This is a genomic window from Kitasatospora sp. NPDC059327, assembly GCF_042752535.1.
Lineage (GTDB): Bacteria > Actinomycetota > Actinomycetes > Streptomycetales > Streptomycetaceae > Kitasatospora.
This window is the reverse complement of record NZ_JBHYYB010000022.1, coordinates 118,505-127,104: the sequence shown is the minus strand read 5'-3', so window position 1 is coordinate 127,104 and position 8,600 is coordinate 118,505. Positions and strand designations below refer to the sequence as shown.

10 protein-coding genes are annotated in these 8,600 nt (G+C 73.8%); 9 read left to right on the top strand and 1 reads right to left on the bottom strand.

The window, feature by feature from the left end:
- Window positions 1–35 precede the first annotated feature (35 nt).
- Entirely contained in the window at window positions 36–1,058 is a 1,023-nt protein-coding gene (locus ACFXHB_RS16360; RefSeq protein WP_380574884.1) for an NAD-dependent epimerase/dehydratase family protein, read from the top strand.
- A 10-nt stretch (window positions 1,059–1,068) separates the two neighbouring features.
- On the opposite strand, the gene ACFXHB_RS16355 is transcribed toward ACFXHB_RS16360, so the two are convergent.
- Window positions 1,069–2,421 carry a hypothetical protein gene (locus tag ACFXHB_RS16355; protein WP_380574883.1) on the bottom strand — a complete coding sequence of 451 codons (1,353 nt, stop codon included), beginning with the start codon at window positions 2,419–2,421 and terminating at the stop codon, window positions 1,069–1,071.
- A gap of 263 nt (window positions 2,422–2,684) precedes the next feature.
- Here ACFXHB_RS16355 and ACFXHB_RS16350 point away from each other — a divergent pair, with 263 nt between their 5' ends.
- The 8 genes from ACFXHB_RS16350 (at window position 2,685) to ACFXHB_RS16315 (ending at window position 8,488) form a co-directional block, all read left to right on the top strand.
- Window positions 2,685–3,119 carry a recombinase family protein gene (locus tag ACFXHB_RS16350; protein ID WP_380574882.1) on the top strand — a complete coding sequence of 145 codons (435 nt, stop codon included), beginning with the start codon at window positions 2,685–2,687 and terminating at the stop codon, window positions 3,117–3,119.
- Entirely contained in the window at window positions 3,116–3,322 is a 207-nt protein-coding gene (locus ACFXHB_RS16345; protein ID WP_380574881.1) for a hypothetical protein, read from the top strand. The genes ACFXHB_RS16350 and ACFXHB_RS16345 overlap by 4 nt, the downstream gene beginning before the upstream one ends.
- Window positions 3,323–3,342: 20 nt before the next feature.
- A complete protein-coding gene (locus ACFXHB_RS16340; protein ID WP_380574879.1) occupies window positions 3,343–3,810 on the top strand; it encodes a hypothetical protein in 468 nt (155 codons plus the stop codon).
- Window positions 3,811–3,846: 36 nt separating this feature from the next.
- A complete protein-coding gene (locus tag ACFXHB_RS16335) occupies window positions 3,847–4,404 on the top strand; it encodes a hypothetical protein (RefSeq protein WP_380574878.1) in 558 nt (185 codons plus the stop codon).
- A gap of 293 nt (window positions 4,405–4,697) precedes the next feature.
- Complete coding sequence (locus ACFXHB_RS16330; protein WP_380574877.1) at window positions 4,698–5,081, top strand: hypothetical protein; 384 nt, start codon at window positions 4,698–4,700, stop codon at window positions 5,079–5,081.
- A gap of 127 nt (window positions 5,082–5,208) precedes the next feature.
- The gene (locus ACFXHB_RS16325) at window positions 5,209–6,474 is read left to right on the top strand and encodes a hypothetical protein (protein ID WP_380574876.1); all 1,266 of its coding nucleotides are present in this window, start codon (window positions 5,209–5,211) and stop codon (window positions 6,472–6,474) included.
- A complete protein-coding gene (locus tag ACFXHB_RS16320) occupies window positions 6,471–7,622 on the top strand; it encodes a hypothetical protein (RefSeq protein ID WP_380574874.1) in 1,152 nt (383 codons plus the stop codon). Before ACFXHB_RS16325 ends, ACFXHB_RS16320 begins: the two co-directional genes overlap by 4 nt.
- Complete coding sequence (locus ACFXHB_RS16315) at window positions 7,619–8,488, top strand: hypothetical protein (protein ID WP_380574873.1); 870 nt, start codon at window positions 7,619–7,621, stop codon at window positions 8,486–8,488. The genes ACFXHB_RS16320 and ACFXHB_RS16315 overlap by 4 nt, the downstream gene beginning before the upstream one ends.
- Window positions 8,489–8,600 lie beyond the last annotated feature (112 nt).

The window sequence follows — 8,600 nt, the reverse complement described above, 5'->3', positions numbered from 1 at the left end:
GGTGTGTTGGGTGGCTGAGCAGGCAGGATCGGTGCATGCGGCTTTTGGTTCTGGGTGGTACGTGGTTTCTCGGCAGGGCTGTGGTGGATGGGGCGTTGGCCAGGGGATGGTCGGTGAGCACGTTCAGTCGTGGCCGGTCCGGTTCGCCGGCGCCCGGGGCCGAGCATGTCCGTGGGGACCGCACGGTGGCTGCTGACTTGCGTGATCTCGCCAGCCGCGGGCCCTGGGACGCGGTGATCGACACCAGCTCCACCGAACTCTCGCCGCGCGGCGTGCTGTTGAGCGCGCAGGTGCTTCGGCCGCAGGTCCGGCACTGGGTCCATGTGTCGACGGTGTCGGTCTACCAGGGCTGGCCGCACGAGGAGCTGACCGAGGACTGCCCGGTGTTGGAGTGCCCGGTGGACGCCGACGAGACCTTCGGCTACACCGGGCCTGACGGCTCGCCGACCATCTACGGCTTCCAGAAGGCGGGTGGCGAGCGGGCTGTCACTCGCGAGTTCGGCGAGGACGTGACGTTCTTGCGTCCTGGGGTGATCCTCGGGCCCGGGGAGTACGTCGGCCGGCTGCCGTGGTGGCTGGGCAGAGCAGCCCGCGGCGGTCCGATCGTGGCGCCGACGCCGGCTACCCGGCGCATCCAGCCCGTGGACGTGCGAGACGTTGCCCGTTTCGCGCTCGACCGGGCGGCCGCGGCCGCGGGCGGTGCCTTCAACGTCACCCACCCGGTCGGGGTGTCGTTCGCGGACTTCCTGGCGGAGTGCCTGCGGGTAACCGGTGGGACAGGCGTGCCGGTGTGGGTCGACAGCGCGGTGCTCGCCGACCACGGAGTCGCGGAGTGGACCGAGCTGCCGCTGTGGCGCACCCACACGGGGGTGTGGAGCGTCCGGTCGGACAGGGCTGTCGCCGCAGGTGCGCGGTTCCGGCCGATAGAGCAGACGGTCCGGGAGACGTGGGCGTGGCTCCAGGGCGGCGGCCAGTTGGTCAGCCACCCTCGGCGCCACGCCCACGGCATCTCAGAGGAGAAGGAGAGCCTGCTCCTCGCCGCTGTGGGCGCGCTCTGACCTGGGCCCTTCAGGCTATGGCGGGCGGAGTGCCGAGCTGGGCCCGGGCCGGCAGGGCGAGGAACTCCTCGACCCGCTCCGTGAGGTCGGCGCGGGGCCGGTCCGGGGCCTCGATTCCGGGCCGGGCCAGATCCGCGCGCAGACCCTGGGCCCGGGTCGTGATGCCCTCCACCCGCCAGGGGGACGGGATGTCGAGAATCGGGCGGACGGCCTCGTCGGCGCCCTCGAACTCGCCGGCGAGGAGGCGAGCCCGGCCGAGGTCGATGGAGGCCTGCGCGATGTCGGTGTCCTCCTGCGGCGCGAAGCGCGCGCTGTCACGTCCCGCACGCATCAGCTCGATCGCCTCGACAGCGGCCTGGCCCGCGGCTTCGCCGTCGCCCAGGAGGAGGGAGGACGTCGCGTTGCTCATGACGGCCCGACGGCGGGAGAAATCGAAGGCGCCAGCCACGTCGTCGTGGAGATGGTCACGTGCTCCCGTGCCCTCGGCCAACGCCGCGGCGGCCAGCCGGCGGGAGGCCTGCGCATTGCCGACATGGGCGTAGGCCCGGGCCCCGATGGCGGACAGGCGCCGTACCGCCGTGTCGCCCAGGCCGGTCAGCGCCAGTGCTTCCTCGACGAGCCGAACCGCCTGGCCGGGCCGGCCGGACCAGTAGGCGAGGACCGCGAGGTGCCCCAGGGCGTAGGCCCGCAGCGGACCGTCCTCGATCGGCTCGGCGTACATCGCGGCGGACCGGGCGAAGCCAGTGGCCGCGGCGACCGACCCCAGGTCGAACGAGGCGATGGCCAGGACGGCGGATGTCCGTCCGGCCGCGTGGTAGAGGCGGGCCCGCTGGCTGAGGATCTGTGTGCGGTCCAGCATGCCCTGGATCTCGGCGAGCAGCTGGTTTCCCTGGCCGTAGATCAGGAAGGGGGGTTGGTCCTGGTAGGCCCGCGCGAGGGCGGCGAAGTCGTCCTCGATTTGGTCGATCGTCATCGTGGGCATAGTGCTCGATGCGGCCTGGGCCGCGTGTTCGGCGGCCTGTCGTGCGCTCATTACAAGATCGCTTTCGTCGATCGGGGGTGTGCTCGTGGGTAGTGGGATACCGGCCTCGCCGACGGGCGATAACAGCTGCTGCACGGTGAGGGGTTGGAACATCCGTTCCAGGATCTTGGACGCGGGTTCGCGGGGGAGGCTCTTCAGCTTGCCGGTGCGCCACCGGTTGACGGTCATCTCGGCCAGGTAACTCACCTCGAACGCGTAGCGGTCCTCCTTCTTCGCCAGCCTCGCCAGCTCGGCGCTGGTTTCCAGGTAGCGCTTGATGAAGTGCGCCGTGGTCTCTTTGGTGTCGACAAGGATCTGGCCCAAAACCGTTCGCCCGCGCACGTCCGCTCCTTGAAGTCGCGCCCCGCTGTTCGCCCTGGTCTCTAACACCAGTCTCACCGGGAAGGCCTGCGCGCGCGACAAGTGTTAGGGAAGTGTTGATGGAGTGTCATTTCACGGCCTGAGACCAACATCGAGTGATGGTCGTCGTGTTCTGGCCAGCCGTTCGCGCTGTCGGCAGAGTTGATGTCCGCAGCCGACCGGCACCCAGCCTCCCCGCCGGTAGCCGGTCGGCGAATCCCCCCAGCACAGCTCTGAGGTGTGACATGTCCTCTGTACCCGGCAACGCGCGCCGGAACGGCGCGCTCGGCAGATCGGGAACCGAAAGCACGTCGGTTGCCCTCTTCGCCGTCTCTCCCGGCTCCGGCCGGCCCGCCCTGCAGTTCTCGGACTGCAGGGCGGCCGCTGAACGGCACGGTTGGACCGTCGCGCGGGAGTACACGGACTTCCGCCCCGCCGGCTTCGAGCGCCTGGACATGGGCGAGCAGTGGGCGCACATGCTGCGGCTGGTCGAGACCGGCCTGCTCAACGGGATCGTCGTCCACGACCTCGCCACGGTCGCGAGCGACGAGCAGGACTACCTCACCCTGGTGAACTGGGCCACGGACCACGGCGCCTTCGTGCTGTTCCTCGACGGGGCGCGGTACGGCCGGGACCATCTGATCGGCCGCCGGCCCGCGACGCCTACCAGGGCGGCGTGATGCCCACCGAGGCCGAGCGGGCCGCCGCCCGGTTCAAGGCGGCTCTGCTGCTCATCGGCTGCTCCTTGCCGACGGTGGCCGCGTCCGCCTGGCCGGCCGGCCCGGACCAGGTGCCGCTGGTCGATCTCGGGCACGTGCCGGCGACCCTGATCGACCAGCTGTCCGTCTGGATCGAGCGGCACGCCGATCCGGCCCACCGATAGGGACGGGCGCGGTGGTGCAGGTGCAGCTGCTTGTCGTCGCCCACGCCTCCCAGGCGCGGGGCCTGCGCAGGCGAGTCCTTCGTCAGCTGGCCGGCTGGGGCATCGTGCTCGACGCGGAGACGGCGAACAGCACGAGCGTGGTCGTGAGCAACCTCTTCGCGGCCGCGCTGCTGCACGGGGTCCGGGGTCAGACCGTCACGGTGCGGCTGTCCGCGGTCCGTGGGGAGCTCACGGTGGAGGTGATGACCGGCGTCACTGCTTGCCCGCGCGGACGCGCGCCCCACACGGCCCGTTCCGGCCGGCTGCCGGCCGTCCTGGCCGTCTACGCCACGGACAGCGGCGTGGACGACCGCCCGCGCGGCTGCTCCCCGGGCCGCTCGTTCTGGGCCACGGTCCCGGTGCCCGAGCCGTGTGGTGGCCGTAGGGCCGCACGGCTGCGCTGCCGGCTTGGGCTGCCCGCCCGGGTGCCCGTCCGCGGCCGGGCCTGATCCGAACACCCGTTGACCACCCCTGGAAGGACCCTCGTGCACGCCGCTTCGTCCGCCGTCCCGCCCGCCAACGTTCATGGGCTGCGCTGGCTCGCCGGGTTCCACCGCGACCCGCTCGCCTGCCTGGACACCTGGGCAGCCGGGGGTCTGGCGGAGATCCCGCTGGTCCACCTCGCGGCCGTGCAGGTGAGCGCCACGATCGGGATACGGGCGCTGCGGCGGCTGGATCCGATCGGGCCCGTGCTGCACAGCGTCGGCCGCGGCACGGTCGAGTTCCTGGTCGCGCCGACCACGATGCCTGCTGATCGGCCCGGGGTGCGGGTGCTCACGCAGGGGTCGCTGCTGTGCCCGCCGCCCGGGCGGGCCGTGGAGCGGCGCAGGGCGCCGAAGTGGGTGGTCCCGCCGGACGGCGTCGGGCGATTGATGGACGTCCGCCGGGTCCTGGACGCGGTGACCGCGGAGTACGGCTACTTCGCGACGCTCCCGCCGGACGACGGTGCGCCGGCGCCGTCCACCGCCGTTGGCGCGTGGTCGACGACCGCGGCCGCCGCGTTCGTCACCGCCGGTCGAAGAGCCGCCGGCCGGGCGTCCTGAACTCCTGGGGGCCGGGCAGCGGCTCTGCCCGGCCCCCAGGTTCGAGTCCCGCCCGTCACCGGGCGGGCCGCGGAAGAAGCGGTGCGCCCCGCGGGCGCGCCCTCGCTCACCGCGGGCGCCGTCGTCGTCGGGACGACGAGCGCCGGTTCGCCGCCACGCCCGGAGGGTGGGCGCGGCGGCGAACCAGGGTGGCCGGCCGGTGCCGGCCGGCACATCAGGTGGGGCCCGGACACAGGGACGGGCCGGGCCCCGCCACGCGACAGCACACGTATCGAGATCGAGAGGAAGCGCGGGTGGCAGTGGGCGACGAGGCGGCGGTGCCGGTACTCCCGGAGGCCGGGCTGGTACCGGCGGTCGCGGCCGGGCTTCTGCCGCGGGTGAGCGCCGACGAGGCGCGCCGGCTCATCGCCGCGGACCTGCGCCGCTGGGGCGGGGCGGACCTCCTGCACCCGACGACCGACCTGCTCGCCCAGGCCTGCGCCGACCTCGCGCTCACCGGCGTCCACCTGGGCCTGGCCCGCGACGCGCTCACCCTGCTGACCGAGTGCCGGGACTGGCTGGACCACGCCGCCGACCTCGAACTGGCCGGCGCGCACCCCGACGAGCCGCTGGACGCGCTGCGTCGGGTTTGCGGGGCGCTGCGCGCGACGTCGGCACGGCTGGCGACGCGCCCCTGACCGCCGTGCGCGTCCCACCGCGCACGGCACCGGGTGGGGTCCTGCCGGAAGCCGGGACCCCATCCACCCACCCACGTCCGATCGTTTCGGGGCCGTGCCGGCCCCTTCCCTTCCTGCTGGAGACCACGTGACCGAGGCCCGCAGCGCGGCCTACGCCGGCGCCGACCAGGGCGCGGCGCGCCTGTACCGGATCCTGGGCCTGCTCCCGTCCGCCACCACCGCCATCCACCCGGCGATGGCCGGCGCCGCCGCCGGCCTGGACCCCGCCGCGACGACCGCGGCGCTGGACGTCCTCGTCGCCCGCGGGCTGCTCAACCACGACGACGGCGGGCACCGCTTCGCCAGTCTGCCCGCGCGCCGCCACGCCGCTGCCCTCGCCGAGAGCACCGACACCCCTGCCACCCGCGCCCGCGCCATCCGCCGGGCCCTGGACTGGCTCCTGACCGAGGCCACCGCCGCCTCCCGCCGGATCGACCCGACCCGCCGCACGGTCGACCCCCCGGTCTCCTTCCCCCCGGCCCACCGCCTGAGCCTGTTCACCACTACCCAGGCCAGGGCCTTCCTCACCGACCGCGGCCCCCACCTCACCACCACCCTCACCCTCGCCACCACCCACCACCGCGCGGCCGTGCCCTACCTCGTCCACGCCTGCTGGCCCTACTACCTGCGCGCCGGCGACCACAAGGTCACCGTCGCCCACCACACCAAGGCACTCAGCACCGACACCGCCCTACCCCCGCTGGTGCGCCGCGAGCTCCTCGGGGCCCGCGCGACCGCGCTGCGCGCGCGGCACCTCTTCCCCGCCGCGCTGGAGGACGCCCACGAGGCCCTCGCCCTGGCCCGACGTGACCAGGATCAGGTCGGCATCGCGCAGCACCAGCACGACATCGGCGCGACCCTGCACGAGGCCGACGCGTTCGACCTCGCGAACACCTACCTCGCCCGCGCCTACCAGGGCCGCGCCGCCCTCGGGCGCCACCGCGACGCCGCGATCACCCTCCTGACCCAGGGCGTCGTCAACCTCGATCTCGGACTCCACGCCGACGCCGTGAAGCGCCTGCGTACCGCGGAGGAGGTTCTGGCGGCCCACGGCGACCACTACAACGCGGCCCGGGCCCGGGCCTGGCAGGGCCGCGCGGCCGCGCTCGCCGGCGACCACGACCGCGCCACCGCGTTGCTCGCCGGGGCGATGGTCACGTTCCGGACCGAGGGCGGCCGGCTGTGGCAGGCCCGGGTCCTGGCCTGGCAGGCGGAGATCGCCACGGCCCGGGAACACGTCGGCCGGGCCGCCGGCCTCTACCGCCAGTCCGCCGACCTCTACCAGGGCTACAGCCTCACCGACTACGACCAGGTGACCGACGCGCTGAACTCGCTCACGGTGGTGGCTCCGTGAGCGTCCCCACCGCCCGACGGGCGCACGCGCCGGCCGGCAGAAAGGTCACCGGCAACCAGGACCCGCCGGTCCTGTCCGCCGAACACACCGAACCGGACCGGGTGGCGGGCCTGCCATGTCCCACGTGCGGTAACCCCGTGACGCTGTCCGCCGACCAACACGCCATCCTGCTCTACGCCGCCGCCGGGCTGACCTACAGCCACATCGCCTACCACCTCGACTGGACCGATGCCCGGGTCCTGCACCACTACACCGCGCTGCGCAAGACCCTCGGGGCCCAGTCGCTGCCGCACGCCGTCAGCATCGGATGCCGCGCCGGTCTCATCCCGCCGATCCTGCCCGAACGCCCCCTGTCCGTACTCAACGCCGCGCAGCTTCGAGTCTTCACGCTGATCGCGCAGGGCCTCGGCAACGCCGCCATCGCCACCGCCATCGGCAGTTCGGTCACCGCTGTACGCCGCGTGCGCACGCAGGTGTACCAGATCACCGGGCAGCGCGAGGCCACCGCCGTGGTCGCTGTCCTGCACGGCCTCAACGCCCTGCCCGCCAGCCATCCATGCCCCCGCGCGTCCTGCACGGCGGCCAACGACCTGTCGGCCCGTACCGCGGGAGCCGACCACGCCACCATCGCGCGCCGGTGGGCTCAGCGCATGTTCCAGCAGGCCGAGCTCCGGATGCGCCACGCCGCCGCTCACCGGCGCCTCGCCGACCTCACGATGGACCTCGCCCGCAGCACCCGCGACCTGAACGTCGCGCTCCGCGCCACCGACGAGGCTCACCAACAGGTCCTCCAGGCCCTCCACATCACCACGGCGACCCGCGACACCCGGGAGACCGCGGCCGCCGCACTCCGGGCCGCCCAGGCCGCCGACCAGGTGGCGCAGGACGCCCACCGCACCGCCCTCAGGGCGTGGCAGACGGCCGACGCCGCCAACGAGAGGGCTACCCGCGGAGCCGGCCAGGCCATGCGCCTGCGCGCCCTGGTCGCCGGCGCCCAACGGACCTGGACCAGCGCCGAACCGGATCTGCGGCACGCCGCCGAGCAACGGTCCGCCGAACTCGGCCCGGCCCGGGAACCCCTGCCGGCCGACCACCGACCCTGGCGCCGGCCACCGGCCGCCGCCACACCACCAGAACGGACACCATGACTCCGACCTTGATTCCGGCCTTCGCCCTCCACAACCACGCCGACGCCTCCGACGCGCTCGTCGAACGCGTCGAACGCCTCCTGCGCGCGGCCGCGCCCCTCGCCGAACGCCACAGCGGCCTGCCCCTGCCCGACGACATCACCGTGTCCCTGGTCCACCCGGACGCCTTCGTCGACCTGATGGCCGAACACGCCGAAGCCGGCGGCCACCGCGCGGCCGCCGCCTTCGTCGACGACTCCCCCGAACGCGCCGCGCTCCTCACGGGGATCGAGGGCGGCCGCACCGTCATGGGGACCGGCGCCGCCCGGTCGTGGCCAGGCGTCAGGGCAGCGACCGCGCTGCGCTTGGACGGCAGTCTGGAGCTGGTCGTCATGCCCGCCGCGCTCTCCGCAACGCGCGCCACCGACCGCAACCTGACCGGCGCTTTCACCCACGAACTCACCCACCTCGCCCAGCTGCAGGGCTGGCCGACCATGCCGTGGGAGCACCTGATATCCGGCGCCCGCGTCCAGGCCGCCGGCCTGCCGCAGGACCAGACGGCGGCCTCCCAGTACGTCTTCGAGGGCCACGCCCAGTGGGTCCAGCGCAACGCCATGGTCGAGTACTGCGGCCAGGCCGAGGTCGACCGGATCGACGGCGAACCCGAACCGAGCAACCTGCTGCTCCTGGGCCAGGAGCAGCTGCGAGACCGGCGCGGCCCCTACGGCATCGGCGAGGCCTTCGTGGCCGCGCTCCACGACCTCGGCGGCCACGACCTGGTCCTGCGACTGCTGACCCACCCCGACCAGCTGCCGACGATCGCCCAGATCACCGGCACCGACCCGGCGGTCCTCGCCAAGGCCTACGCCGACACCGCGGCCGGCTGACCCGATCCTCTGCCGTCCGGGGAAGAAATGTGCGGCGGCAGACGGCGGCGCGCACCCGGGTCCCGGGTCCTGGGGAGGGCCCGGCCCGGGTGCGCACCGCCACACCGGTAGC

Excerpts from the sequence above, each read along its gene's own strand:
- ACFXHB_RS16360 (WP_380574884.1), top strand. The coding sequence starts at position 36 with ATGCGGCTTTTGGTTCTGGGTGGTACGTGGTTTCTCGGCAGGGCTGTG.
- ACFXHB_RS16350 (WP_380574882.1), top strand. The coding sequence starts at position 2,685 with ATGTCCTCTGTACCCGGCAACGCGCGCCGGAACGGCGCGCTCGGCAGA.
- ACFXHB_RS16315 (WP_380574873.1), top strand. The coding sequence starts at position 7,619 with ATGACTCCGACCTTGATTCCGGCCTTCGCCCTCCACAACCACGCCGAC.